The sequence below is a fragment of the Bradyrhizobium macuxiense genome, assembly GCF_001542415.1.
In the GTDB taxonomy this organism is placed as follows: domain Bacteria; phylum Pseudomonadota; class Alphaproteobacteria; order Rhizobiales; family Xanthobacteraceae; genus Bradyrhizobium; species Bradyrhizobium macuxiense.
Genome location: NZ_LNCU01000128.1, coordinates 15,508 through 39,824, shown reverse-complemented (window position 1 = coordinate 39,824; position 24,317 = coordinate 15,508). Strand labels below are relative to the sequence as shown.

Genomic DNA, 24,317 nt, shown 5'->3' with positions numbered 1-24,317 from the left:
GCGGCAGCGGCGCGCGGCCGACGCTGTCATAGGCAAAGCCGTGCGCGGCCATGTCCTCGGGGCGATAGATGTTGCGCAGGTCGATCACGACCGGCTGCTTCATGTCCGCCTTCAAGCGCTCGAGATCGAGCGTGCGGTACTGCACCCATTCGGTGACCACGACCATGGCGTCGGCACCCTTGGCGCACTCATAGGCATCGTCGCAATACTCGATGTCGGGCAGCTCCTTGCGGGCCTGCTCCATGCCGACCGGGTCATGCGCACGCACCCTGGCGCCCATGTCGAGCAGGCCGGTGACGAGCGGGATCGACGGCGCCTCGCGCATGTCGTCGGTGTCGGGCTTGAAGGTGAGGCCGAGCACCGCGACGGTCTTGCCGCGCAGGCTGCCGCCGGAGAGGTTTGCGACCTTGCGCGCCATCGCGCGCTTGCGGATGTCATTGACGCCGAGCACCGCCTCGACGATGCGCAGCTGCACATCGTGGTCCTGCGCGATCTTGATCAGCGCGCGGGTGTCCTTCGGGAAGCAGGAGCCGCCGAAGCCGGGGCCCGCATGCAGGAACTTGGAGCCGATGCGGTTGTCGAGCCCGATGCCGCGCGCGACTTCCTGCACATCGGCACCGACTTTCTCGGAGAGATCGGCGATCTCGTTGATGAAGGTGATCTTGGTCGCGAGGAATGCGTTGGCGGCGTATTTGATCAGCTCCGCGGTGCGCCGCGCCGTGTACATCACCGGCGCCTGGTTCAGCGACAACGGCCGATAGACATCGCCGAGCACTTTGCGTCCGCGCTCGTCCGACGTGCCGACCACGATGCGATCGGGGAATTTGAAGTCGCGGATCGCGGCGCCCTCGCGCAGGAATTCCGGATTGGAGGCGACCACGACGTCGACCGCGGGATTGGTCTCGCGGATCAACCGCTCGACCTCATCTCCGGTGCCGACCGGCACGGTCGACTTGGTGACGACGACGGTAAAGCCCTTGATGGCCGCAGCGATCTCGCGCGCGGCGCCGTAGACATAAGTGAGGTCGGCGTGGCCGTCGCCGCGCCGCGACGGCGTGCCGACCGCGATGAACACCGCGTCGGCCTCAGCGACGGGTGCCGCCAGATCGGTGGTGAACTCGAGCCGCTTGGCCTTCACATTGGCTGCGACCAGCGCGTCGAGACCGGGCTCGAAGATCGGGATCTCGCCCCGATGGAGCGCTGCGATCTTGCTCGCATCCTTGTCCACGCAGGTCACATGGTGACCGAAATCCGCAAAACAGGCGCCCGATACCAGCCCCACATAACCCGTGCCAATCATGGCGATGCGCATGAGACAACCCGCTTCCTATGGTTAACGACCCGTGGATCAGCCTTTGGGATTCGTGCGCCTCATAGAACATTTGCGGCCCAAGGGAAACGCGGAAAAGCACGGAGGCCGTGGCATGTCATTTGTATGAATAAAGGCGAAAGCAACCGATGGGGCCGATGATACACCCGATCACGCCGGAACAGGACAAAGATGACCATAAACGGCACACCCGCTGGGACTGGCCGTTCCGCCGCAACCGTGGGCGGACGCGTCGACTGGGTCGACTATGCCAAGGGCATCTGCATCGTCATGGTCGTGATGATGCATTCGGTGCTGGGCGTGGAGAAGGCGGCCGAGCAGACCGGCTTCATGCATTATGTCGTGATGTTCGCAAAGCCGTTCCGGATGCCGGATTTCTTCCTGATTTCAGGGCTTTTCCTGTCGATCGTGATCGATCGCGATTGGCGCACCTATCTCGACCGCAAGGTGATGCACTTCGCCTATTTCTATGTGCTGTGGGTGACGATCCAGTTCGGCTTCAAGGCCCCGTCGCTTGCCGCCGAATCGAGCTGGAGCCAGGTTGGGCTTTTGTATCTCGAATCCTTCATCGAGCCGTTCGGCACGCTGTGGTTCATCTATCTGCTGCCGATCTTCTTTGTTGTCACCAAGCTGACACGTAGCGTTCACCCGCTTGTCATCTGGCTGATCGCAGCGGCACTGGAAATGACGCATCTGACGACGGGCTGGACCGCGATCGACGAATTCTGCGCGCGCTTCGTCTATTTCTTCACCGGCTACATCGTCGCCGACTATGTGTTCGCACTGTCGGATCGCGCCCGGGCCCGGCCAGCGCTTGCCCTGCTCAGCCTGGGGCTCTGGGCGCTCGTCAATGGCGGGCTGGTCGCGCTCGACGTGAGCGAATGGCCGATCGTCTCGCTGGCGCTCGGCCTGTCCGGTGCGTGCGCCATCATCGTGATCGGCACGCTGCTGGCGCGGGCGCATTGGCTGGCTTTCCTGCGCTTCTGCGGCGAGCACTCGATCGTCATCTATCTCGCCTTCTTCCTGCCGATGGCCGCGACCCGGACGGTCCTGCTGCGGGCTGACCTTATCCACGACATCGGCCTGATCTCGCTGATCGTGACCGCAGTCGGCGTCGGCGGTTCACTCCTGATCTGGCGGCTGGCGCTCGCGGTTCGGGCCAATTTCCTGTTCGAACGGCCCACAGCATTCTGGATTGCCCCGAAAAAGGCTGCGCCCGCTTTGCAGGCGGCCGAATGAGCCTTCGGACAGTGCCAAAAGTCACGGCCCGATTCGTTCCAATCGGGAGAAATTCGGCTCATCGAATTTTCCGCATATTGAAATGATTGGCTTTTTGTCCTCGAATGTTTCTTCTCCGGCCGTCCGACGAAACAATTCTCCTGCTCATGAAACCATTTTCCGCTTTTCGCGCAGACATCCGGAAACGGGCGCTAACTAACAATTCTCCCAACGAACCGCCGCCAAACGGCGAACTGGGAGCCTGTCATGCCGAACGTCATCGCCATCAACGCCGCAGCCAAGAAGAATATCGTCGCTGCCCGCGCGACCTCGGATGAAATGCTGCTCAAGAGTATTTCCGGGGGCGACCGCACCGCCATGCACGTCCTGTATTCCCGTCACAACGTCCGGGTCTACCGCTTCGTGCTCCGCATGATGCGCGACACCACGACGGCCGAGGACCTGGTGAGCCAGGTGTTCCTGGACGTCTGGCGCACCGCCGCCCAGTTCGAGGGCCGATCGCAGGTCTCGACCTGGCTGCTCTCGATCGCCCGTTTCAAGGCGCTGACCGCGCTGCGCCAGCGCAAGCACGAGGACATCGACCAGGACGACGTGCTCGAGATCGCCGATGGCGCCGACACGCCGGAGGCTTCGCTCGATCGCGCCACCACCAGCGAGATCCTGCGTGCCTGCGTCGCCAAGCTGTCGCCGGCCCATCGCGAGATCATCAACCTCGTCTACTACCACGAGAAGTCGGTCGAGGAGGCCGGGCAGATCATCGGCATCCCGCAGAGCACGGTGAAGACGCGGATGTTCTATGCCCGCAAGCAGCTCGCCGATCTCCTCAGGGGCGCCGGCGTCGACACGGTCGCGGCATAAAAATACGTAAATTCAATATCTTATATGAAAATTGAATGAGTTAGCCAGTTGCCCGCGAAACCAAATAGATCCGGCGACGAAACAATTGAAACACGCGACGACATCGGCCCGAAAAACTCGATCGCTAAACCTTTGAACGACGACGCAACGCCAACCAGTTTCCACCTCCCAAGTTAACCTCCCAAGTGACCTCCAACGACCCGGCCGGGATGCCCCCCAGCCGGGTCGCTCTATTTCTGGCGCACCGTCGAGCAAAGGGCGATCCCGGCTCGCGATGTTCGTCACTCGAGGCACGATCCGCTCGTCGTGAATTCGAGCGCGGCTCGTCTCACACGGACGTGACGGTGCGCGGGAGCGAAGCGCCGTAACGGCAGCGGCATTCCCGCGAAAATCATCATGTGCCCCGGGCTCGATCCTTCGATGAGCCGGGACACATGATGGACGGACGACGATGCTCAGCCTTGCCCTTGCCCTGCTTGCCGGCGTCGCCACCGTCGCCGCACCTTGCACCCTGCCGATGCTGCCAATCCTGCTCGGGGTATCGATAGGCCAGACAGGCAAGACGCGGCCCGCGATGATCGCGCTCGGCTTCGTGATGTCATTCTCTGCTGTGGCGTTGCTGCTGAGCGCGATCACGCGCGCCTTCGACTTCGATCCGAACGTGCTGCGCACCGGCGCTGCGGTGCTGCTCGCCGGTTTCGGCCTGCTGATGATCTGGCCGACGCCGTTCGAATGGCTGTCCATCAAGCTTGCCGGCCTCACCGGCGGCAATCTCGGACAAGCCGCGCCCTCGCAAAGCCTGTTCGGCGGCTTCGTGCTCGGCAGCACGCTCGGCCTGGTGTGGACACCCTGCGCGGGTCCCGTGCTCGGCTCGATCCTCACCATTGTCGCGACCTCGAAGGACACGGCCTGGGCGAGCCTGCAGCTTGTCACCTACGCGATCGGCGCCGCGATCCCGATGCTCGCGATCGCCTATGGCGGACAGGCGGTCACCACCCGCGTGCGCAGCATCGCGCGGATATCGCCGCGCCTGCAGCAGGGCTTCGGCGTCGTGATCATAGCCTTCGCCGCGCTCTCCTACCTGCAATACGACACGCTGATCGTGGCGTGGCTGACCCGGTTTTATCCCAACGGCCAGATCGGCCTGTGAGCCCCGAAAGGAGATATCGATGACCCCGCGTTTGATTGCCGTGTCCGCTCTGGTGGCCGGCCTTGGCCTTGGCGGCGCCGTCATTCCCGGCCTGTGCACGGAGGCCGACGCGCCCGCGCGACCTGTGGCGATGACGACCGCCATGACCACCGGACAGAGCCAGACCGCGCCCGACTTCGTCGGCATCAGCAACTGGTTCAACTCGCGGCCGCTCAGGCTTGCCGACCTGCGCGGCAAGGTCGTGCTGGTGGATTTCTGGACCTATGGCTGCGTCAACTGCGTCAACACCCTGCCGCACGTGACCGAACTTTATTCAAAGTACAGGGATCGCGGCCTGGTCGTGATCGGAGTGCATACGCCCGAATTCCCGTTCGAGCACTCGGCCACCAATGTGCAGGCGGCGCTGAAGCGCCACGGCATCCTCTATCCGGTTGCACAGGACAACAATTCACAGACCTGGAACGCGTACGGCAACCAGTATTGGCCGGCGCAATACATCATCGACCAGAACGGCAAGATCGTCTTCCAGCATGATGGCGAAGGACAGTACGAGCAGATCGACCGCACCATCGCGCGGCTGCTCAACGCCAATAGCTAATGCCTGATCCTGGCGAGCCGCGCCCGCATAGAGACAGCGGCCCTCCGCAAGGGCGCGGCTCGGCAATGAGATAGCATCACGATGCAATTGTATGGATTGTATCGTAAGCCTCGGACAATCCGCCCTGTATTGTCGTCATCCCCGACGTGCTAGGGTTCGCGTCAGATGGGCACGATCGACGGGATCGCGCCCGGTGTTGACGACGGACGGTGCGTCATGTTCGAAGGCTGGGATGCGGTTGCGCTCGCGCGTGCACAATTTGCTTTCACGATGTCGTTCCACATCGTGTTTCCCGCCTTCTCGATCGGGCTTGCGAGCTACCTCGCGGTGCTGGAAGCGCTGTGGCTCGTCACCAAGCGCGAAGTCTTCATCAACCTGTTCTATTACTGGCTGAAGATCTTCGCCGTCGCCTTCGGCATGGGCGTGGTGTCGGGCATCGTGATGTCCTACCAGTTCGGCACCAATTGGTCGGCCTTCTCCGACAAGGCCGGCCCGGTGATCGGCCCGTTGATGGCCTATGAGGTGCTGACCGCGTTCTTCCTCGAAGCGGGCTTCCTCGGCGTGATGCTGTTCGGGCTCGAACGCGTCGGCCACAGGCTGCACTTCTTTGCGACGCTGATGGTCGCGATCGGCACGCTGATCTCGGCGTTCTGGATCCTGTCGGCCAATTCCTGGATGCAGACGCCGACCGGCTATGCCGTCAACGCCGCCGGCCAGTTCGTCGCCGCCGACTGGCTCAAGGTGATCTTCAATCCGTCGTTTCCCTATCGCCTCGTGCACATGGTGCTGGCGGCGTATCTTACCACCTCGCTCGTGGTCGGCGCGGTCGGTGCCTGGCATTTGCTGCGTGACCAGCATCTCGCCGGCCCGCGCGTGATGTTCTCGATGGCGATGTGGATGGCGACGCTGGTGGCGCCGATCCAGATCCTTGCCGGCGACCAGCACGGTCTCAACACGCTGGAGCATCAGCCGGCCAAGGTGATGGCGATGGAGGGCCATTTCCAGAGCCATCCGGATGGCGCGCCGCTGGTGCTGTTCGGCTGGCCCGACATGGCCGACGCCAAGGTGAAATACGCGATCGAGGTGCCGAAGCTGTCGTCGCTGATCCTGAAGCACTCGCTCGACGCGCCGCTCGCCGGGCTCGAGACCGTGCCGCGCGAAAACTGGCCGCCGGTGCCGATCACCTTCTGGTCCTTCCGCATCATGGTCGGCCTTGGTTTCCTGATTCTCGGGCTGGGCCTGTTCAGCCTGCTGATGCGCCTGCGCGGAAAGATGTATCAATCGCGGCTGCTGCATCTGTTCGCGGTCACGATGGGGCCGGCCGGCTTCATCGCAGTGCTCGCGGGCTGGATCACGACCGAGACCGGGCGACAGCCCTTCACCGTCTACGGGCTGTTGCGCACGGCTGATTCCGTCTCGCCGCTGGCCGCGCCCGCGGTCGGCTCCTCGCTGATCGCTTTCGTCATCGTCTATTTTGCCGTGTTCATCGCGGGCGTGGTCTACATCCTGCGGCTGATGGCGCAGCCGCCGCATCAGGGCGAGCAGGGCCCGTCGCATGACCTGCCGGCGCGCGCCGCCGGCATCACGCCGGCCGCGGGCGCTGCCGTGGAGGGCGCACGATGAGCTTCGCCGCCGACCTCGCCACGATCTGGGCCTTCATCATCGCCTTTGCCGTGTTCGTCTATGTCGTGATGGACGGCTTCGATCTCGGCCTCGGCATCCTGTTTCCGCTGTTTCCGCAGAAAGCGGATCGCGACGTCATCATGAACACCGTGGCGCCGGTGTGGGACGGCAACGAGACCTGGCTGGTGCTCGGCGGCGGCGGCATGATGGCTGCCTTTCCGCTGGCCTATGCGGTGCTGATGCCGGCGCTCTACACGCCCGTCATCGCCATGCTGCTCGGCCTCGTGTTCCGCGGCGTCGCCTTCGAATTCCGCTGGCGGACGCAGAAGGCGCGCAACAAATGGGATCTCGCCTTTGCCGGCGGCTCGCTGGTCGCCTCGCTGGCGCAAGGGATTGCGCTCGGCGCCGTCCTGCAGGGCGTTCACGTCGAGGGGCGGCAATATGCCGGCGGCTGGTGGGATTGGCTCACACCGTTCAGCATCCTGACCGGCGCGGCGCTGGTGATCGGCTACGCGCTGCTTGGCGCGACCTGGCTCGTCCTGAAGACCGAAGGCGAATTGCGTGACCGCGCCTATCATCTGAGCTGGGTGCTCGTGATTGCGATGCTCTGCGCGATCGGCGCCGTCAGCATCGCAACCCCGTTCCTGCACGTGCAATACACCCATCGCTGGTTCGCCTGGCCGAACATCATCCTGACCGCGCCGGTGCCGATCGCGGTCGCAGGCGTCACCGTGCTGCTGGTGCGCGCGCTGACCAACAAATACGACCACCAGCCGTTCTTCCTGTCGCTGGCGCTGTTCGCGCTGTCCTATGCCGGGCTCGGCATCAGCATGTATCCGTACATCGTGCCGCAGAGCATCACGATCTGGCAGGCGGCCGCGCCGGAGAACAGCCAGGTCTTCATGCTGGTCGGGGTTTCGGTGCTGATCCCGCTGATCCTCGCCTATACCGCCTGGGCCTATTGGGTGTTCCGCGGCAAGGTGCGCCCCGGACACGGCTATCACTGATGCGGTCGCAACCGAATCCTCGGCCGCTCAGGCAGCGCCTTTTGTGGTTCGTGATGCTCTGGCTCGGCGGTGTCGGTACGGTGGCCCTGATCTCCTTCGCCCTGCGACTCTGGATCGCGCCGAGATAAAGCGAGAGGCCTGCCGCAGGCATCCACAAGCAATGACGAAAAATGGAAATCATTCCAGCGGGATACCGGCCATGCTCGCCCTGAACTTGCCATCAAGCTGTCACTGAGATTTGATGTTCGCGCGATTTGGGTGGAGCAGCCAATTGGCCTGCGCCGACAAGGAGAGCTTTGCATGACGAAACTTCGTCACCTGGTCTGGATGGTGACCGCCGTGATCGGTCTGATGCTGTCGACATCGCAAGGCTTTGCGCAGAGTCCCGACGCCGACGAGCCCGGTCGCGTTCCCGACGCGGGCTACCAGCTCGATCCGGAATGGCAGAAGCAGGTCGTCTACTACCGCACCACTGAGGCACCGGGCACCATCATCATCTCCACGGCCGAGCGCCACCTCTACCTCGTGCAGGGCAACGGCCGCGCGCTGCGCTATGGCATCGGCGTCGGCCGCGAGGGCTTCCAATGGCAAGGCCTGTTGAACATCAGCCGCAAGGCGGAGTGGCCGGACTGGGTGCCGCCGCCGGAGATGATCGCACGCCAGCCCTATCTGCCGCGCTTCATGGCGGGCGGCCCCGGCAATCCGCTCGGCGCACGCGCGATGTATCTCGGCACCACGGTCTACCGCATCCACGGCACCAACCAGCCTGACACGATCGGCACCGCGATCTCCTCGGGCTGCTTTCGCCTCGTCAACGCCGACGTCATGGATCTCTACGACCGAGTTCCGGTCGGCACCAAGGTGATCGTCCGGCAGAAGCCCCAGCTCTAGCCTCCCGCCCGCTTTCGATAGCGCTCCCGTTTCCTCATCATTCGCGAGAGATATCCATGCGTACATTTCGAGGCGGCCTGACGATCGGGCTCGCGGTCGCCGTGCTGGTTGCCGCCGCCGCCATCACCTATGAGCGTTACGACACCCGCACGCTGAAGCGCACGCAGCGCCGTGGCGAGGTGCTGTGCGGCGTCAACAAGGGCCTGCCGGGTTTCTCGATTCCCGATGACAAGGGCAACTGGACCGGCTTCGACGTCGACTTCTGCCGCGCGGTGGCGTCGGCGATCTTCGACGATCCGTCGAAGGCGAAGTTCGTCCCGCTCGACGCCAGCGAGCGCTTCAAGGAGCTGCAGAACCGCAAGGTCGACATTCTCTCGCGCAACTCCACCTGGAGCATGTCACGCGAAACCAATTACGACCTCTATTTCCCGGCGGTCGCCTATTATGACGGCCAGGGCTTCATGATCCCGCGCTCGCGCAACATCGATTCGGCGCTCGACCTGAACGGCAGCAAGGTCTGCGTGCAGAGTAACACCACGACCCAACTCAACCTCGCCGACTATTTCCGTGCCAACAACATGAAGTACACGGAGATGAAGTTCGACAAGCTGGACGACGTCGTGAAGGCGTATGATTCCGGCCAGTGCGACACGCTGACGTCGGATGCCTCGCAGCTCTATGCGCTCCGCCTCAACCTCTCCAAGCCGAACGACCAGGTCATTCTGGCCGACATCATCTCGAAGGAACCGCTCGCGCCCGTCGTGCGCTTGCGCGACGACGACTGGATGATGATCGTGAAGTGGACGCTCTACGCCATGATCAACGCCGAAGAGCTCGGCATCACCTCGAAGAACATCGACGAGGCGCTGAAGTCGAAGAAGCCCGAGGTGATGCGGCTGGTCGGCACCGAGGGTACTTATGGCGAGGACCTCGGCCTGACCAAGGACTGGGCCGTGCGCATCATCCGCCACGTCGGCAATTACGGCGAGGTCTACGACCGCAACGTCGGCAGCGGGTCGCAGCTGAAGATCCCGCGCGGCATGAACCAGCTCTGGAACGCCGGCGGCGTCCAGTACGCGCCGCCGATCAGGTGATTGCTGGCTTAGCGCACGCGCTCTGCCACATCATCAACTGTCATCACCCGCGCATGCGAAAGCGGGTGATTCAGTATTCCTGAAGCAGCGGTTATTGAATCGATGGGCCGCGGCGTACTGGATCGCCCGGTTCGAGCCGGGCGATGACAGTGTGATGCGCGAGGGGAAGCCAGCGCCGACTCAGTACCCCTTGCCGCGCGCCAGCTGGTCGGCGTGGAAGTTGCTGTCGCCGAACAGCTCCTGGCAGACGCGGGCACGCTTCATGAAGAAGCCGATGTCGAACTGGTCGGTCATGCCCATGCCGCCATGCATCTGCACGCCTTCCTGCACGGCCTGGGTCGCCGTGGTGCCGGCGCGCGCCTTGGCAACCGCGACCGCGGTGCCAGCCTTGTCGGCATCGGCATCGAGCGCCTGCAGCGCCTTCAGGACTGCCGCACGCGTGATCTCGATCTCGATGTAGAGCTGAGCGGCACGGTGTTGCAGAGCCTGAAACTCACCGATCGCCTTGCCGAACTGCTTGCGCTCCTTCAGGTAGGTCACGGTGCGGCCGAACACCTCTTCGCCCAAGCCCACCATCTCGGAGGCGACCGCGCCGCGGCCGATATTGAGCACGCCCTCGAGCAGCCCATAGCCCTGGTCGACCTCGCCGAGCACGCTGTCGGCGTTGACCTCGACATTGTCGAACGCGATGCGCGCGGCGTTGTGCGAATCGACCATCGCGGTGCGCTCGACCGCGAGCCCCTTCGACTTCGGATCGACGAGGAACAGCGTCAGCCCGTTCCTGTCGCCGGCAGCACCCGCGGTGCGCGCGGCGACAATCAGGAGATCGGCGGTGTGGCCGTCGACCACGAACGCCTTGTCGCCCGAAAGCTTGAAGCCGTTGCCGGAACGCGCCGCCTGCAGACTTGTTTGCAGCGGGCGATGCTTGGCGCCCTCATCGACCGCGAGCGCGGCGAGCAGGGAGCCGTCTGAGATCTTCGGCAGATGCTGCGCCTTCTGCGCCTCGCTCCCGCCACGCGACAGCGCCGAGGCCGCGACCACCGAGGTCGCGAGGAACGGCGACGGCATCAAGGTGCGGCCGATTTCCTCCATGACGACGCCGGCCTCGACGCAGCCGAGCCCGCTGCCGCCGAACTTTTCCGGCACCAGCAGGCCCGAGAAGCCCATCTCGGCAAAGGTCTTCCAGAGGTCGCGCGAGAAGCCGGTGGCATCCTTGCTGTCGCGCAGCTGCCGCAGATGCGACACCGGCGCCTTGTCGCTGATGAGGCCGCGCGCACTGTCGCGCAGCATGGATTGTTCTTCGGTGAGGACGAGGGCCATTGGTGGATCCGGTAATTCTGATGTTGATCGTTCGTTCAGTTGAATTCCAAGGTATCGTCATGCCCGGCCTTGTGCCGGGCATCCACGTCTTGAGCTTGCCGCCGCAAAGACGTGGATGGNCGGGTCAAGCCCGGCCATGACGACGAAGAGCTTCACGCTCCCGGCAGGTCGAGGATGCGCTTGGCGACGATGCCGAGCATCACCTCGCTCGTGCCGCCCTCGATCGAGTTCGCCTTGGTGCGCAGCCAGGCGCGCGGCCGGGCGCCGCCCCGCGAGCGCTCGCTTTCCCATTCCAGCGCGTCGCTGCCGCCGGCCGACATCAGGATCTCGTAGCGGCGCTTGTTGAGCTCGGTGCCGTAATATTTCATCGCCGACGAGAACGCCGGATGCGATTGCCCGGCCTTGGCGAGATCGACCGCGCGTTCCGCGGCGGCGGCGAGCGCCGCCTCGTCGACCTCGAAGGTCGCGATCTGGCTACGCAGCTGCGCGTCGTCGAGCTTGCCTTGAGCATCGGCGCCGACGGAATCGGCGGCGATCTGGCCGAGCGGACGGCCGACGCCGCGCTCACCCATGCCGGAGATCATCGCACGCTCGTGCTGCAGCAGATACTTCGCGACATCCCAGCCGCGATTGACGGTGCCCACGACATGAGACTTCGGCACGCGGACATTGTCGAAAAAGGTCTCGCAGAACGGCGAGTAGCCGGAGATCAGCAGGATCGGCTTGGTGGAGACGCCCTTGGATGTCATGTCGAACAGGATGAAGCTGATGCCGTCATGCTTCTTCGCGGCGGGATCGGTGCGGACCAGGCAGAAGATCCAGTCGGCATAGTTGGCGTAGGACGTCCAGATCTTCTGGCCGTTGATGATGTAGTCGTTTCCGTCGCTCTCGGCGCGGGTCTGCAGCGAAGCGAGGTCGGAGCCGGCGTTCGGCTCGGAATAACCCTGGCACCAGCGGATTAGGCCGGCGGTGATTTTCGGCAGATGTTCCTTTTTCTGCTCCTCGGTGCCGTATTTCAGCAGCGCCGGCCCGAGCATGGAGATGCCGAACGAGGTGAGAGGCTGGCGCGCGCCGATCGCAGCCATCTCCTGGCGCACGATCTTGGCTTCCTCGCCGTCGAGGCCGCCACCGCCATATTCCCTGGGCCAATGCGGCACGGTCCAGCCCTTGTCGCGCATGCGCTCGAACCAGACCCGTTGCGCTTCGGACGAGAACTTCGTGTTGCGGCCGCCCCAGAACGTGTCGCCGTCCGAGGTCATCGGCTTGCGCATCTCGGGCGGGCAGTTCTGCTCCAGCCAGGCGCGGGTTTCACTGCGGAATTTCTCAAGGTCAGCCATTGTGCGTTTCCGGTCAAAAATCGACGAATTGGAATCGACCTTAGCCACGGCATCGTGGAATTCAATATGTCTTGCGACCGCGCCATGCTCTGATGTCGGTGGTCACTGCGCGTGGCCGGGTGTATCCCCGGGACGGGGTAACGATTGAAAAACAAGAGGAAACGGACATGCGGCTCAAACTGCTTTCGCCTAGCGAAATGAACGCCGCCCAAAAAGAAACCTATGATGAGTCGATCGCCGGCAAGCGCGGTGCCCCGCCGGCGCCGATGATGGCCTGGCTCAACAGCCCGGAGATGGCACGGCATGCCACGCGCCTCGGCGAGATGCTGCGCTTCGACACGATGTTTCCGCCCAAGCTGTCGGAGATCGCGATCCTCGTCACCGCCCGGCACTGGACCGCGCATTACGAGTGGTATGCGCACAAGCGGCTGGCGCTGAAGGGCGGCCTGGATCCGAAGATCATCGAGGACATCCGCGTACGGCGCATCCCGGCCTTCGACGATCCCAAGGCCAAGATGATCTACGAACTCGCCAAGTCGCTGCACGAGGGCCACGGCGTGGCCAAACCGCTGTATGACGAGGCGGTCGAAGTGCTGAGCGTGCGCGGCGTCGTCGAGATCATCGGGCTGTGCGGCTACTACACGATGGTGTCGATGACCCTCAACACCTTCGAATTCGAAGTGCCGGGCGGCGAGTTGTCCGAACTGGCCTAGGCGGCTCGCTGCCGCCGACAACTGAGGCGCTTCCGGAAACGATGGGTTTCCGGATCGACCGCTCTTCCATCCGCGGATTCTGATTATATCAGATTGCGAGGGCTTCCCGTGGCCGGAAAGCCCGACATCAACGGAGCCAGAACGTGTCGCAAACCCCTCCCATCATCGCGGGCACCCGGATCGGGCATGTCCATCTCAAGGTCGCCGAACTCGATCGGGCGCTCGGCTTCTATTGCGGCGTGCTCGGCTTCGAGCTGCAGCAGCGCATGGGCTCCGGCGCCGCCTTCATCTCGGCCGGCGGCTATCACCATCATATCGGCCTCAACACCTGGGAGAGCAAAGGCGGCCATCCGCCGCCCCCGGGCACCACCGGCCTGTTCCATACCGCCATCCTCTATCCGACCCGCCCGGCGCTCGCCGACGCGCTGCACCGCGTGCTCACCGCCGGCATCCCGCTCGACGGCGCCAGCGATCATGGCGTCAGCCAGGCGCTGTATTTGCGCGATCCCGACGAGAACGGTGTCGAGCTCTACTGGGACCGGCCCGAGGCGGATTGGCCGCGCACGGACGACGGCAAGCTCGCGATGTTCACGAGACGGCTCGACCTTGAGGACCTGCTCAAGCAGCGGGTGGCGTAGCGCCTCGCCTCAGATGAGCGGAGCGCCATCCGGGCTAGGTTTTTCCCCGGATCATGATCGCCACCGCCGCGATCAGCTCGAGGCCGACGCAACCGTAGAACGGGAGCGTGTAGCTGCCGGAGAGGTCGTGCAGCAATCCGATCACGCCGGGACCGAACGCATAGGTGATCTGGTTGATCGCCGTGATCAGGCTGACCAGCACCCCGAAGGCGCGGGGATCGAACTCGCGCTGGACGATCAGTGACGGCAGCGTGATCACATTGCCGACGGAAAAGCCGAACAGCGCACAGGCCGCGATCTGCACGACATCATTGTGCAGATTGATGATGACGACGAGCGCGACGGCCTGGCTGGCAAAGGACAGCGCCGAGGCGAGCCGCTGGTTCAGCCGATCGATCACGAACGAGAACAAGACACGGCCGACCACCGCCATCGCGCTCAACAATGCCATCGCGACCGTGGCGCGCTCGCGTCCGATCACCTGATCCAGGTACGCGATCAGGTGGACGATGAAGCCGACCTGGGCGAACAACACCAGCGCAAACGCGACCGAGATCGAGAGGAAGCTGATATCGCGCAGCGCCTGGGCGCGGACCTGCGTCGCCGATGGCGCATCCGCGGCGGCCGAGGTGACCGCACGGAGATGAGCCGGCGGCTGCCCGACGAAGATCAGGATCGCGGGCACCATCACCACGATCATCAGCACGGCAGCGATGGTCATCGCGCCCGAAAAGCCGAACGTGCCGATGCCGGCGACCAGCAGGGGCAGGCCGACGATGCCGCCAAAGCTTGCGCCGTTCAGCGCCAGGCTGATCGCCATGCCGCGCTTCTTGTCGAACCAGAGGCCGAGCGTGTTGGTGATGATGGCGAGGCTGGTGCCGGCCCAGCCGAAGGCGAGCAATGCGTCCGCGAGATAGAGCTGCCAGGGCTCGTGCACCGCGCCCATCGCGACGGACGCGGCGGCCATCGCCAGCGTGCCTGCGATCATGCATTTGCGCGGGCCGAACGCCTTGATCGCCTCGCTGACGAAGGCGACCAGCGCCGCACCGAACAGATAGAAGAAGGTCGTGCCCGAGGAGATCAGCGAGGCCGGCCAGCCGCGCAGCCGCTGCAGCTCGGCGACGTAGACGCTTTGCCCGTAGAAGCCGAGCCCCCAGCCGAACGTCGCAAGCAGGAAGCAGACGACGACGATGCGCCACCCCTCGTAGCGAAGCGAGGTTTCATCGGGCGGGGTGTACGAGGATGCGTCCATCTTCTTGCTCTTGCTTCTCACACCGTCATGACAGGAATTGTCTGATCTGACGATGTAAATAGCCGGGCAAGCCGATCACTTCGATTCGGATCGAAGTGTCAGCACTTGGCAGCAGGACGTCAGATGCTCGGGTCCGGAATTTCGTCCACTGCGCGCAATTTCGCGCGGCGTTTGGCGAAGGAAGTGAGCGACAGCACCGCAAGACCGAGCAGCACCGGCGGGAACACCACCATGTTGACGGCGTTCCAGCCGTAATGGGCGAGCAGCTGGCCGGAGGAGAACGAGCCGATCGCCATCATGCCGAAGATGAGGAAATCGTTGAAGGCCTGCACCTTGTTGCGTTCTTGCGGCCGGTGCGTTTCCAGCACCAGTGCCGAGGCACCGACGAAAGCGAAATTCCAACCGACCCCGAGCACGATCAGCGTCGCCCAGAAGTGCGGCGCGGTGATGCCGGACAGCCCGATCAGCGCCGCCACCGCTTCGAGGATCAGGCCGACCGCGACGATCGCGGGCGCACCGAACCGCGCGATCAGGGAGCCCGTGAAGAAGCTCGGGCCGTACATCCCCACGATGTGCCATTGAATGCCGAAATTGGAATCACTCACCGTGAGCCCGCACATCTTCATGGCGAGCGGCGCCGAGGTCATCACGAGGTTCATCATCGGATAGGCGATCACGCCGCACAACGCGGCGGCGATGAAGCGCGGCTGCTTCGCGATCTCGAACAGCGGACGGCCGCCGTGCAGATCCGCCGCCGCGGGCTTCGGCGCGTCGACGCCTGAGAGCACCGCCATCGCCACCAGCGCGACCAGCGCCTGCATCACGAAGGAGAAGGCGAACAGATAGGGCGGCCAGACGTCCATGGTCCATTGCACGAGCTGCGGCCCGAGCACGCCGGCAAACACGCCGCCGGCCATCACCCATGACACCGCCTTGGGCCGGAATGCGGCGCTCGTACCATCGGCCGCGGCGAAGCGATAGGATTGCGCCACGGAGCCGTAGAGACCGCCGAGAAAGGTCGCGGCACAGAACAGCCAGAACGACGAATGCAGGATGGCCCAGGCGCCGAGCAGACCGGTGAGCGTGCCGCAGCCGGTGCCGATGATGAAGGCGACACGGCGGCCATAGGCGCGCGAGATCGCGCCGGTCGGCAGCGTGCCTGCGGCAAGCCCGAGCACATACATCGAGAGCGGCACGGTCGCGAGCGAGATGGTCGGCGCTAGCGTTGCGCCGACGATCGAGCCGGTGGCGAAGATCACGGCCGAATTGGCGCCGGTCAGCGCCTGTGCCGCGGCGAGCCGCAGCACATTGCCGCGCGCCCGCGCGTCGTCGGTCGTCTCGTCCCCTGCTGTCACGTCGATCATCGGCATTCCCACTCTCAATCATGATGCGATCGCATCATGATCTCGCTCTTGTTTGAGCATGATCTTCTCGGAAAACCGGCGCCCACTTTTCCGGATCATGCTGTAAGCCCCGGCGGGAGCCTCTGATTTGCGGGCACTATGGAGAGCGCGCGGAAGGCGATCAACCGGCGCAAACGATGCGACGCTATGCGATCAGCGCAAGCGGGCCTTGCGCTATTTCGCCGGCTTCTTGCCCGGTCGTTTCTCGGCACGCAACGCGCCGGTCTTGTGGACCTTCGAGCGCGGCGGCGTTGGAGTTGCCATCGGCGGTCGCCATTCCAGCGCAATGGTGGCGGCAAAGCCGAAGAAGCTGGAGCGGCTCATGCCGATCATGGCGGCGTGCTTGTCGATCCGCGCAATCAAGCTCTTCGGCAGATAGACGTTGACCCGCTCCGACGGATCCGGCGGATCGACGCCGACAATGAAATAAGCGGCGATATCGGAGCCCTTGGGCGGCACGATTTGCTCGATCAGCGTCGGCTCCGGCAGCGCCCTGCCCTGCTCGGCCCAGCCGTCCACGGCCTGGGCCAGCGCTTCTTCCGCGCGCTGGATCGCCTCTTCCTGCGATCGCCCGGCGGCGACACAGCCTGGAAAATCAGGAAACCACGCACCGAACGTGCCCCGCGGACCGCGCTCCAGCACGGCCGGATAAAGCCGTCTCGTCATTCTGGCCTCCATCGCTTAGGTATGCTATTTAACACACGCAGATGTGTCAAATCACACATCATGACGCTGGGAGCAGACATGGACCCGCAAGCCGAGCTCCGCATCATCCGCGCGGCCTACGCCAAGCAGATCATGGCCGCCGCCAACGTCGTCGACCCACGCCTCGCCGCAGCGTTTGCCGCCATTCCGCGCGAGGATTTCGTCGGCCCAGGGCCATGGCTGATGCTGCGATGGTTTCAGCGCGACTACATGCCGGCGCCCGACGCCGATCCCGTCTATCTCTACACCAACGATCTGGTCGCGCTGATGCCCGAGCGCCGTCTCAACAACGGGCAACCGTCGCTGCACGCGCATCTCATGCACCAGGCATCGCCCACCGCCGGCGAACACGTCGTGCATATCGGGACGGGCACCGGCTACTACACCGCGCTGCTCGGCCATCTGGTCGGGCCGACCGGCCGCGTGACGGGAATCGAATATGATCCGGAGCTTGCCGCACGTGCCCGTGCCAACCTCGCGCCCCACACGAATGTCGAGCTCGTCGAAGGAGACGGCACGCTCGTGCCGTTCGATTTGGCCGACGTCATCTATGTCAATGCGGGTTGCACCCGACCTGCCGCGCACTGGCTCGACAGCCTCGCCGATGGTGGGCGTCTGATCTTGCCGATGACGTCCGATGAGGGATTTAAGGGCGGCGCGCCGGAGCAGGTGGCACGAGCCGGCGCCGTGTTCCGGATCAGGCGCGAGGGAGCGCACTATCAGGCCGCCTGGATCTCACCCGTTGCGATCATTCCCTGCTACGGCGGCCGGGACACGGCATCGGAAAAAGCGCTGGCCGAGGCCTTCGCCGGCGGCGGCTTGCAGAAAGTGACGCGGCTCTATCGCGACCAGGAAATTCCCCATGAACGCTGCTGGCTGCGCGGAGATGGCTGGTGCCTGGCGTACGATTGATGAGTGCGCTCGCGCCGCCTCATCACGGCTATGAGCGAGCGAACGCCAGGATCATGTTGTTGGCCGGCATCCCGAACGTGTCGGTCAGCCGCAGGCCAACGCTTCTAGCCAGCTTTTCAAGGTCGGCGATATCGCGCACGCCCCATTCGGAGTCGCGATCGCGCAAGGAGGTGTCGAAGATGGCGTTGCTGAGCGCGGTGTGCTTGCCGTTGCGCTTGAACGGGCCGTAGAGGAACAGCCGGCCGTCGGAGCGCAAATGCCTGATAGCACCGGCGAACAGCCCTTCCGCAACGCGCCAGGGCGCGATGTGGATCACGTTGGCGCAGAAGATCGCCAGCAACTTGTCGGGGCCGGGGCCTTCGGGCGGTGCTGGCGACCACGCCGGATCCGACAGGTCGATCCGCCGCGGCGCCTGAATGTTGGCGAGGCCGGCATGCGCGCGCCACGCCGCAATGCTGCGCAAATGCGCCGCATGGAGGTCGCTCGGCCACCAGGTGATGTCAGGCGCATGACGCGCAAAATGCACGACGTGCTGCCCTGTGCCGCTGCCCGCCTCCAGCACATCGCCGGATCGGCCGGTCAGGAACGGCTGCAGGATGGTCCAGATCGGCTCATGGTTGCGGTGGAACGCGGGCGCATCGAGCCGCCCGTCCGCCTCGACCGGCCGACCGTCCTTGCCGAACTCCGCCGCATACTCCGCCACCGCATTCTCCTCGGGTCAGCCGCATCTCAACCGGACGAACGTGACAGGCAGAAGGCACGCCATACGGCACTAGTTCCGGAAGCTATCGCATTGCATCGCACAGACGTTAACCCCCGTCGCGACGCATTCATCCAGTACATTGCCAATCGATGGCCTTTGTGCTTTCCACTCTTTATATTGCGATGGGATCATCGAGATTGAAGCCCGGGAAACACCCTTGATCGCCAACTTCTCCAAGCCGGCCCTCGTTCTGGCGCTGCTGGCAGGCGCAGCAATGGCTGCACCCGCGCAGGCCCAATCCGCCGCCGAAGGCCAGAAGCTCGCCTTCGACCGCGGCAAGGGCAATTGCCTGACCTGCCATCAGATCAAGGGCGGCGATCTGCCCGGCACGATCGGCCCCGAGCTGACCGGCCTCAACAAGAAATACAGCCGCGACGAATTGGTCGCGATTGTCACCGACGAGACCAAGCGCAACCCGCTGACCGTGATGCCTCCGTTCGGGCGAAACCGCATCCTGAGCGAGAAGGAGATCGGCGCGGTGGTGGATTTCCTGCAGACGCTGTGACGCCGCGACGGTCGCTTTAGGAGATATTTGGAATGAGCATCACGACTAACGAATTTGCCGAGACGCGCCGCATGGTGCTGAAGGGCGCGGGCGTCGCCGCGCTGATCGGCCTCGGCGTTGTTTCGTTCGACGCGCGGCCGGCGCTCGCGGCCGCCAACGACGCGTATCCGAAAGAGGCGTTCAAGCAGAAGAACGAGGCCGACGCGATCAAGTTGCTTTATGGCAAGACTGCCGAGCCGTCCGACAAGGTGAAGATGGACGCGCCCGAGATCGCCGAGAACGGCGCTGTGGTGCCGATCTCCGCCACCACGACGCTATCAGATGTCACCTCGATCACGTTTCTGGTCAGCGAGAACCCGATCGCGCTGATCGCCTCGTACAGGATTCCGGACGGCACGCTGCCGAGCGTCTCCAACCGCATCAAGATGGCGAAAACCAGCAATGTGATCGTGATCGTCGAGGCCGGCGGCAAGCTCTACAGCGCCACCAAAGAGGTCAAGGTCACCGTCGGCGGCTGCGGCGGCTAACCGCATGATCCGGAAAAGTGGAAACCGGTTTTCCGACAAGATCATGCGCAAACGATAAGGGAAACATTCAGATGGCATCGAGCATTCGCGTGCGCGCCACGTCAAACGGTGAGACCACCGAGGTGCAGGCGCTGATCCAGCATCCGATGGATTCCGGCTTCGTCAAGGATGCGAAGGGCGAGATCATTCCGCCGCATTTCATCCAGCAACTGACCTTCGAACATGACGGCAAGCCGATCTTCCTCGCCAATTGGGGCGGCGGCGTCTCCAAGGATCCCTATGTCAAGTTCGCCTTCAAGGGCGGCAAGAAGGGCGACGATCTGAAGATCAGCTGGGTCGACAACAAGGGCGCGACCGACAGCACCACGGCGAAGATCCAATGACACCGCGGCTCGCACTCCGCGCTGCCGCCGTCTCGCTTGCGCTGAGCGTGCTGGCGCTCGCGCCGTCCGCGCACGCGGCCGACAAGATCGATCCTGCCGCCGACAAGGCCGCGTTCCAGAAGTTCTTCACCGACAAATTCCCCAAGCTGAAGCTGGAGGATTTCGTCAACGGTCCCTATTCGATGAATGAGGACCTGCACAAGCAGTGGGAAGAGAAGGAAGAGTTCCCGCCGTACGAGTTCTCGCTCGAGGCCGGCAAGGAGATGTTCACCAAGCCGTTCAAGAACGGCAAGAGCTACGCCGACTGCTTCCCGAACAGGGGCATCGGCATCCGCCAGAACTATCCCTATTTCGACGAGAAGGAAGGCAAGGTCGTCACGCTCGAGCTCGCGCTCAACCGCTGCCGCGAGGCCAATGGCGAGGCGCCGTTCTCCTACGTGAAGGACGACATGGCGGCGCTCACCGCCTACATGGCCTTTACCTCGCGCGGCAAGCCGATGGACATCAAGATCCCGAACGATCCGCGGGCACTCGAGGCCTATCAGAAGGGCAAGGAATATTTCTACACCCGCCGCGGCCAGCTCAACTTCTCCTGCGCGACCTGCCACGTGCAAAGCCCTGGCGAGCGGATCCGCGCCGAAGTGCTGGCGCCGGCGCTCGGCATCCTGAACGCGATGCCGATCTATCGCTCGGAATGGTCGGGCATGGGCACGACCAGCCGCCGCTTCACCACCTGCAACAGCCAGATCCGCGGCGTGCCGCTCAACCCGCAGGACGACGAGTACCGCAATCTCGAATATTACCTGTCCTACGTCAGCAACGGACTGCCGATCTCGGGTCCGGGAGCGCGGCCATGAGAGCGACGACAATCTTCGCAGCCGTGCTGCTGATCGCGAACGCAACCGCCGCTTTGGCCGCCTCCGAGGCCGACTACAAGGCGGCCTATGCCGCCGCGGAAGCCGCCAACAAGGAAGCCGGCAGCCTGCGCAACCAGTGGACCACGACAGCCTCGACGCTATCAGCCGCCAAGAAGGCCGGCGATGCCGGCGATTTCGACACCGCGGTGGCGCAGGCCAAGGAAGCGGAAGCACTGGCAAAGGCATCGATCTTCCAGGCCACCAGCGAAAAGGAACGCTGGAAGGACATGGAAATTCACTGACACACAAGAGTTAGGAAGGCGCTGGCGAACGGGTTCCCTCCCCCCCTTGCGAGGGAGAGAGCCCGTTCCACCGCCCGCGTGGCTTCGAACCAAACGCCGGAAGAGTGATGATCATCCGCCGCCGGGATTTTTTGAGAGCGACAGCCGCCGCGACGCTGACGGCCGGCCTGCCGCGGCTTGCACGCAGCGCGGACACTGCGAGCGTCTACGACCTCGAGCGCTTCGGCAATGCGCGAATCCTGCATCTCACCGATACGCACGCCCAGCTCAGGCCGGTGTTCTTCCGTGAGCCCAGCGTCAATATCGGCGTCGGCGCGATGGCCGGCCAGCCGCCGCATCTGGTCGGCAAGGCGTTCCTCGATCGCTTCGGCATCCGGCCCGAGAGCGCCGATGCCTATGCCTTCACCTGCGTCGAGTTCGAAAAGGCTGCCGTCCGCTTCGGCAAGCTCGGCGGCTTTGCGCATCTGAAAACGCTGGTCGACAAGCTGCGCGCCGATGTCGGCCAGGGCCGCTCGCTCCTGCTCGACGGCGGCGACCTCTGGCAGGGCACCGGGCTCGCAAACGCCGTGAAGGGCGCCGACATGGTCGAGGCCGCCAACCTGCTCGGCATCGAGGCGATGACCGGCCATTGGGAATTCACCTATGGCGAGCAGGCGCTGCGCGACAATCTCGCCAACTTCAAGGGCGAGTTCCTGGCGCAGAACGTGTTCCTGACCGAGGAAGCCGCCTTCAACGACGCCAAGGCGTTCGACCCGGCCTCGGGCCGCGTCTTCAAGCCGTCCACGATCAAGGAAATCGGCAGCCACCGCGTCGCGATCATCGGCCAGGCGTTCCCTTACGTGCCGATCGCGCATCCCAAGCGCTTCACGCCCGACTGGACCTTCGGCATCCGCGACGAAGAATTGCAGAAGCTCGTCGACAACCACCGCACCAACGACAAGGTCGACGCGGTGATCCTGCTGTCGCACAACGGCATGGATGTCGACCTCAAGCTCGCAAGCCGTGTCACCGGCATCGACGTCATCCTCGGCGGGCACACCCATGACGCGATCCCGCTGCCGATCACGGTGACCAATGCCGGCGGCGTCACGCTCGTCACCAATGCGGGCTCGAACGGCAAATTCCTCGGCGTGCTCGATCTCGATCTTGCCAAGGGCAAGGTCGCCAATGTGCGCTACCGGCTGCTGCCGGTGTTCTCGGAGCTGCTGAAGCCCGATCCGGCGATGCAGGGCCTGATCGACCGGGTGCGCGATCCGCATGTCGGCGACTGGAGCGACAAGCTCGCCTCCGCCGACCGCCTGCTCTATCGCCGCGGCAATTTCTCCGGCAGCGTCGATCAGCTGATTTGCGACGCAATGTTGAGCGAGCTCAATGCCGAGATCGCGTTGTCGCCGGGCTTCCGCTGGGGCCTAACCACGCTGGCCGGCCAGCCGCTGACCATGGAAGACGTGCTGTCGGAAACCGCGATCACCTATCCCGAGACCTACGTCGCGACCATGACCGGCAGCCAGATCAAGGATGTGCTGGAAGACGTCTGCGACAATCTGTTCAACGCCGATCCCTATCATCAGCAGGGCGGCGACATGGTCCGCGTCGGCGGCCTCACCTACACCTGCGCGCCGGCGGAAACCGTCGGCAAGCGCATCTCCGAGCTGAAGCTCGCCAACGGCAAGCACCTCGAAGCCCGCAAGAGCTACAAGGTCGCGGGCTGGGCGTCGGTCAACGAACAGAAGGGCGAGCCGATCTGGGATATCGTCGCAAAACATTTGCGCGCCGGCCGGCCGCCGAACCGCGAGGCACCGGGCGTGACGCTGAAAGGCGTCGATGACAATGCGGGTATTGCGAAGCAAGGAAAATGATGCGGCGCGCGATCACCAGGATGCTTTGCCTTGCGCTGGTTGCCTTCGCGGCGCCGGTGGCCCATGCCCAGCAGCAGCCGCCGCTGCAGGACAAGCCGTTCGCCGAGCACAAGATCGTGCTGCAACTCTCCGACAACGATCCGAAGAAGCAGGGTCTCGTGATCAGCGTCGCCAACAATCTGATAAAGAACTACGACCCCGACAAGATCGCGGTCGAGATCGTCGCCTTCGGCCCGGGCATCGAGCTGCTCAAGCCCGACAATCCGAACCGCACGCGGGTCGAGAGCCTGGTCGCGCAGGGCGTGCGGGTCGATATCTGCCTCAACACCGTCGATACGATCGAGCGCGAAACCGGCAAGCGGCCGGAGTACATTCCCGCCGCCACGCCGGTGCAGGTCGGCGTCGCGCAGATCCTGCGCTTGACCGAGAACGGATACACGCTGGTTCGCCCTTAAGGAGTATTGCCATGTTTCATCGCCCTGCGGCCGCTGCCGCGGTCTCGCTCGCGCTCATCGCGAGCGCGTTCGCCGCCGACAAGCCGCACCGCATCGCGATGCAGGTCGACCAGAACGACCCTCAGGTGATGAATCTCGCGCTCAACAACGCCACCAACATCATCGAGTACTACCGCGGCAAGAACGAGGATGTTGACATCGACATCGTCACCTACGGCCCCGGCCTCAACATGCTGCGCAGCGACACCTCGCCGGTGCAGGACCGCATCAAACGGCTGAAAGACCTGGTATTCCCCGGCAAGATCCAGTTCTCCGCCTGCAACCACACCAAGCAGGCGATGGAGAAGGCCGAAGGCCACGCCATCTCGGTGGTCCCCGACGCCACCATCGTACCGTCTGGCGCGGTCCATCTGATGGAGTTGCAGGAGCAGGGCTGGAGCTACGTCAAGCCCTGATCCGCTTCGTCCCTTGATCTCGAAGTACGCCCCTCACCCTTCGAGGCTCGCTTCGCTCCCACCTCAGGGTGACGGTGATGGATTTACCTCCGGGGATGGATTTGCTTTGAAGGCACCCTATCTATGGAATAATATCCTCCC

27 protein-coding genes are annotated in these 24,317 nt (G+C 64.0%); 20 read left to right on the top strand and 7 right to left on the bottom strand.

What is annotated here, in order from left to right; genetic code table 11:
• On the bottom strand, positions 1 to 1,312 hold a 1,312-nt coding region (locus AS156_RS39135; RefSeq protein WP_066515858.1), incomplete at its 3' end, for a UDP-glucose dehydrogenase family protein.
• A 189-nt stretch (positions 1,313 to 1,501) separates the two neighbouring features.
• Between AS156_RS39135 and AS156_RS39130 the strand changes: the two genes are divergently transcribed.
• The 9 genes from AS156_RS39130 (at position 1,502) to AS156_RS39095 (ending at position 9,790) form a co-directional block, all read left to right on the top strand.
• Positions 1,502 to 2,569: an acyltransferase family protein gene (locus tag AS156_RS39130; protein WP_066515857.1), complete on the top strand. Its 1,068-nt coding sequence runs from the start codon at positions 1,502 to 1,504 to the stop codon at positions 2,567 to 2,569.
• Between the two features lie 246 nt (positions 2,570 to 2,815).
• Positions 2,816 to 3,427 (top strand): sigma-70 family RNA polymerase sigma factor, encoded by a 612-nt coding sequence (locus tag AS156_RS39125; protein WP_066515856.1) that lies wholly within the window; start codon positions 2,816 to 2,818, stop codon positions 3,425 to 3,427.
• A gap of 451 nt (positions 3,428 to 3,878) precedes the next feature.
• Positions 3,879 to 4,577 (top strand): cytochrome c biogenesis CcdA family protein, encoded by a 699-nt coding sequence (locus AS156_RS39120; RefSeq protein WP_066515853.1) that lies wholly within the window; start codon positions 3,879 to 3,881, stop codon positions 4,575 to 4,577.
• 19 nt (positions 4,578 to 4,596) lie between these two features.
• Positions 4,597 to 5,175 (top strand): thioredoxin family protein, encoded by a 579-nt coding sequence (locus AS156_RS39115; protein ID WP_066515850.1) that lies wholly within the window; start codon positions 4,597 to 4,599, stop codon positions 5,173 to 5,175.
• Positions 5,176 to 5,391: 216 nt separating this feature from the next.
• Positions 5,392 to 6,798 (top strand): cytochrome ubiquinol oxidase subunit I, encoded by a 1,407-nt coding sequence (locus AS156_RS39110; RefSeq protein ID WP_066515872.1) that lies wholly within the window; start codon positions 5,392 to 5,394, stop codon positions 6,796 to 6,798.
• Positions 6,795 to 7,805 carry a cytochrome d ubiquinol oxidase subunit II gene (gene cydB, locus AS156_RS39105; protein ID WP_066515848.1) on the top strand — a complete coding sequence of 337 codons (1,011 nt, stop codon included), beginning with the start codon at positions 6,795 to 6,797 and terminating at the stop codon, positions 7,803 to 7,805. Before AS156_RS39110 ends, cydB begins: the two co-directional genes overlap by 4 nt.
• On the top strand, positions 7,805 to 7,933 hold the full coding sequence (locus AS156_RS45495; RefSeq protein WP_136626646.1) for a DUF2474 domain-containing protein: 129 nt from the start codon (positions 7,805 to 7,807) through the stop codon (positions 7,931 to 7,933). The genes cydB and AS156_RS45495 overlap by 1 nt, the downstream gene beginning before the upstream one ends.
• A 172-nt stretch (positions 7,934 to 8,105) precedes the next feature.
• The gene (locus tag AS156_RS39100) at positions 8,106 to 8,696 is read left to right on the top strand and encodes a L,D-transpeptidase (protein ID WP_066515845.1); all 591 of its coding nucleotides are present in this window, start codon (positions 8,106 to 8,108) and stop codon (positions 8,694 to 8,696) included.
• 56 nt (positions 8,697 to 8,752) lie between these two features.
• Positions 8,753 to 9,790: an amino acid ABC transporter substrate-binding protein gene (locus tag AS156_RS39095; protein ID WP_066515842.1), complete on the top strand. Its 1,038-nt coding sequence runs from the start codon at positions 8,753 to 8,755 to the stop codon at positions 9,788 to 9,790.
• 180 nt (positions 9,791 to 9,970) lie between these two features.
• Here the strand turns inward: AS156_RS39095 and AS156_RS39090 are convergent, their stop codons facing one another.
• Positions 9,971 to 11,110 carry an acyl-CoA dehydrogenase family protein gene (locus tag AS156_RS39090; protein WP_066515835.1) on the bottom strand — a complete coding sequence of 380 codons (1,140 nt, stop codon included), beginning with the start codon at positions 11,108 to 11,110 and terminating at the stop codon, positions 9,971 to 9,973.
• A gap of 152 nt (positions 11,111 to 11,262) precedes the next feature.
• Positions 11,263 to 12,447: an acyl-CoA dehydrogenase family protein gene (locus AS156_RS39085; protein WP_066515832.1), complete on the bottom strand. Its 1,185-nt coding sequence runs from the start codon at positions 12,445 to 12,447 to the stop codon at positions 11,263 to 11,265.
• 167 nt (positions 12,448 to 12,614) lie between these two features.
• On the opposite strand from AS156_RS39085, the gene AS156_RS39080 reads away from it, so the two are divergent.
• Together AS156_RS39080 and AS156_RS39075 are read left to right on the top strand one after the other, a co-directional pair.
• Positions 12,615 to 13,160, top strand: coding sequence for a carboxymuconolactone decarboxylase family protein (locus tag AS156_RS39080; protein WP_066515830.1), 546 nt, complete (start codon positions 12,615 to 12,617; stop codon positions 13,158 to 13,160).
• A 143-nt stretch (positions 13,161 to 13,303) separates the two neighbouring features.
• Positions 13,304 to 13,798, top strand: coding sequence for a VOC family protein (locus AS156_RS39075; RefSeq protein ID WP_066515823.1), 495 nt, complete (start codon positions 13,304 to 13,306; stop codon positions 13,796 to 13,798).
• A gap of 34 nt (positions 13,799 to 13,832) precedes the next feature.
• Here the strand turns inward: AS156_RS39075 and AS156_RS39070 are convergent, their stop codons facing one another.
• The 3 genes from AS156_RS39070 to AS156_RS39060 all read right to left on the bottom strand — a co-directional run bounded on the left by AS156_RS39070 (position 13,833) and on the right by AS156_RS39060 (position 17,119).
• Positions 13,833 to 15,050, bottom strand: a complete 1,218-nt coding sequence (locus tag AS156_RS39070; protein ID WP_066515871.1) for an MFS transporter — start codon at positions 15,048 to 15,050, stop codon at positions 13,833 to 13,835.
• A gap of 119 nt (positions 15,051 to 15,169) precedes the next feature.
• Positions 15,170 to 16,414, bottom strand: a complete 1,245-nt coding sequence (locus tag AS156_RS39065; protein ID WP_066515867.1) for an MFS transporter — start codon at positions 16,412 to 16,414, stop codon at positions 15,170 to 15,172.
• Positions 16,415 to 16,627: 213 nt separating this feature from the next.
• Positions 16,628 to 17,119, bottom strand: a complete 492-nt coding sequence (locus AS156_RS39060; protein ID WP_066515865.1) for a type II toxin-antitoxin system HicB family antitoxin — start codon at positions 17,117 to 17,119, stop codon at positions 16,628 to 16,630.
• A 78-nt stretch (positions 17,120 to 17,197) separates the two neighbouring features.
• Between AS156_RS39060 and AS156_RS39055 the strand changes: the two genes are divergently transcribed.
• Positions 17,198 to 18,070 carry a protein-L-isoaspartate O-methyltransferase family protein gene (locus tag AS156_RS39055; RefSeq protein WP_136626644.1) on the top strand — a complete coding sequence of 291 codons (873 nt, stop codon included), beginning with the start codon at positions 17,198 to 17,200 and terminating at the stop codon, positions 18,068 to 18,070.
• Between the two features lie 28 nt (positions 18,071 to 18,098).
• Here AS156_RS39055 and AS156_RS39050 read toward each other — a convergent pair whose 3' ends face one another.
• Positions 18,099 to 18,773, bottom strand: a complete 675-nt coding sequence (locus AS156_RS39050) for a DUF938 domain-containing protein (protein ID WP_066515819.1) — start codon at positions 18,771 to 18,773, stop codon at positions 18,099 to 18,101.
• Between the two features lie 274 nt (positions 18,774 to 19,047).
• Here AS156_RS39050 and soxX point away from each other — a divergent pair, with 274 nt between their 5' ends.
• The 8 genes from soxX (at position 19,048) to AS156_RS39010 (ending at position 24,176) form a co-directional block, all read left to right on the top strand.
• A complete protein-coding gene (gene soxX / locus AS156_RS39045; RefSeq protein WP_066515863.1) occupies positions 19,048 to 19,338 on the top strand; it encodes a sulfur oxidation c-type cytochrome SoxX in 291 nt (96 codons plus the stop codon).
• A gap of 32 nt (positions 19,339 to 19,370) precedes the next feature.
• Positions 19,371 to 19,865 (top strand): thiosulfate oxidation carrier protein SoxY, encoded by a 495-nt coding sequence (gene soxY / locus AS156_RS39040; RefSeq protein ID WP_066515817.1) that lies wholly within the window; start codon positions 19,371 to 19,373, stop codon positions 19,863 to 19,865.
• Between the two features lie 71 nt (positions 19,866 to 19,936).
• Positions 19,937 to 20,248, top strand: a complete 312-nt coding sequence (gene soxZ / locus AS156_RS39035; RefSeq protein WP_066515815.1) for a thiosulfate oxidation carrier complex protein SoxZ — start codon at positions 19,937 to 19,939, stop codon at positions 20,246 to 20,248.
• Positions 20,245 to 21,105 carry a sulfur oxidation c-type cytochrome SoxA gene (soxA, locus tag AS156_RS39030; protein ID WP_066515813.1) on the top strand — a complete coding sequence of 287 codons (861 nt, stop codon included), beginning with the start codon at positions 20,245 to 20,247 and terminating at the stop codon, positions 21,103 to 21,105. Before soxZ ends, soxA begins: the two co-directional genes overlap by 4 nt.
• Positions 21,102 to 21,407 carry a hypothetical protein gene (locus AS156_RS39025; protein WP_066515810.1) on the top strand — a complete coding sequence of 102 codons (306 nt, stop codon included), beginning with the start codon at positions 21,102 to 21,104 and terminating at the stop codon, positions 21,405 to 21,407. Before soxA ends, AS156_RS39025 begins: the two co-directional genes overlap by 4 nt.
• A gap of 107 nt (positions 21,408 to 21,514) precedes the next feature.
• Positions 21,515 to 23,266, top strand: a complete 1,752-nt coding sequence (gene soxB, locus AS156_RS39020) for a thiosulfohydrolase SoxB (protein WP_066515808.1) — start codon at positions 21,515 to 21,517, stop codon at positions 23,264 to 23,266.
• Entirely contained in the window at positions 23,263 to 23,721 is a 459-nt protein-coding gene (locus AS156_RS39015; RefSeq protein ID WP_066515805.1) for a DsrE family protein, read from the top strand. The genes soxB and AS156_RS39015 overlap by 4 nt, the downstream gene beginning before the upstream one ends.
• 11 nt (positions 23,722 to 23,732) lie before the next feature.
• Positions 23,733 to 24,176 carry a DsrE family protein gene (locus AS156_RS39010; protein ID WP_066515802.1) on the top strand — a complete coding sequence of 148 codons (444 nt, stop codon included), beginning with the start codon at positions 23,733 to 23,735 and terminating at the stop codon, positions 24,174 to 24,176.
• Positions 24,177 to 24,317 lie beyond the last annotated feature (141 nt).

Coding starts and splice junctions, on each gene's coding strand:
- AS156_RS39130 (WP_066515857.1), top strand. CDS start 1,502: ATGACCATAAACGGCACACCCGCTGGGACTGGCCGTTCCGCCGCAACC.
- AS156_RS39125 (WP_066515856.1), top strand. CDS start 2,816: ATGCCGAACGTCATCGCCATCAACGCCGCAGCCAAGAAGAATATCGTC.
- AS156_RS39120 (WP_066515853.1), top strand. CDS start 3,879: ATGCTCAGCCTTGCCCTTGCCCTGCTTGCCGGCGTCGCCACCGTCGCC.
- AS156_RS39115 (WP_066515850.1), top strand. CDS start 4,597: ATGACCCCGCGTTTGATTGCCGTGTCCGCTCTGGTGGCCGGCCTTGGC.
- AS156_RS39110 (WP_066515872.1), top strand. CDS start 5,392: ATGTTCGAAGGCTGGGATGCGGTTGCGCTCGCGCGTGCACAATTTGCT.
- cydB (WP_066515848.1), top strand. CDS start 6,795: ATGAGCTTCGCCGCCGACCTCGCCACGATCTGGGCCTTCATCATCGCC.
- AS156_RS45495 (WP_136626646.1), top strand. CDS start 7,805: ATGCGGTCGCAACCGAATCCTCGGCCGCTCAGGCAGCGCCTTTTGTGG.
- AS156_RS39100 (WP_066515845.1), top strand. CDS start 8,106: ATGACGAAACTTCGTCACCTGGTCTGGATGGTGACCGCCGTGATCGGT.
- AS156_RS39095 (WP_066515842.1), top strand. CDS start 8,753: ATGCGTACATTTCGAGGCGGCCTGACGATCGGGCTCGCGGTCGCCGTG.
- AS156_RS39090 (WP_066515835.1), bottom strand. CDS start 11,110: ATGGCCCTCGTCCTCACCGAAGAACAATCCATGCTGCGCGACAGTGCG.
- AS156_RS39085 (WP_066515832.1), bottom strand. CDS start 12,447: ATGGCTGACCTTGAGAAATTCCGCAGTGAAACCCGCGCCTGGCTGGAG.
- AS156_RS39080 (WP_066515830.1), top strand. CDS start 12,615: ATGCGGCTCAAACTGCTTTCGCCTAGCGAAATGAACGCCGCCCAAAAA.
- AS156_RS39070 (WP_066515871.1), bottom strand. CDS start 15,050: ATGGACGCATCCTCGTACACCCCGCCCGATGAAACCTCGCTTCGCTAC.
- AS156_RS39065 (WP_066515867.1), bottom strand. CDS start 16,414: ATGATCGACGTGACAGCAGGGGACGAGACGACCGACGACGCGCGGGCG.
- AS156_RS39060 (WP_066515865.1), bottom strand. CDS start 17,119: ATGACGAGACGGCTTTATCCGGCCGTGCTGGAGCGCGGTCCGCGGGGC.
- AS156_RS39055 (WP_136626644.1), top strand. CDS start 17,198: ATGGACCCGCAAGCCGAGCTCCGCATCATCCGCGCGGCCTACGCCAAG.
- soxX (WP_066515863.1), top strand. CDS start 19,048: ATGGCTGCACCCGCGCAGGCCCAATCCGCCGCCGAAGGCCAGAAGCTC.
- soxY (WP_066515817.1), top strand. CDS start 19,371: ATGAGCATCACGACTAACGAATTTGCCGAGACGCGCCGCATGGTGCTG.
- soxZ (WP_066515815.1), top strand. CDS start 19,937: ATGGCATCGAGCATTCGCGTGCGCGCCACGTCAAACGGTGAGACCACC.
- soxA (WP_066515813.1), top strand. CDS start 20,245: ATGACACCGCGGCTCGCACTCCGCGCTGCCGCCGTCTCGCTTGCGCTG.
- AS156_RS39025 (WP_066515810.1), top strand. CDS start 21,102: ATGAGAGCGACGACAATCTTCGCAGCCGTGCTGCTGATCGCGAACGCA.
- soxB (WP_066515808.1), top strand. CDS start 21,515: ATGATCATCCGCCGCCGGGATTTTTTGAGAGCGACAGCCGCCGCGACG.
- AS156_RS39015 (WP_066515805.1), top strand. CDS start 23,263: ATGATGCGGCGCGCGATCACCAGGATGCTTTGCCTTGCGCTGGTTGCC.
- AS156_RS39010 (WP_066515802.1), top strand. CDS start 23,733: ATGTTTCATCGCCCTGCGGCCGCTGCCGCGGTCTCGCTCGCGCTCATC.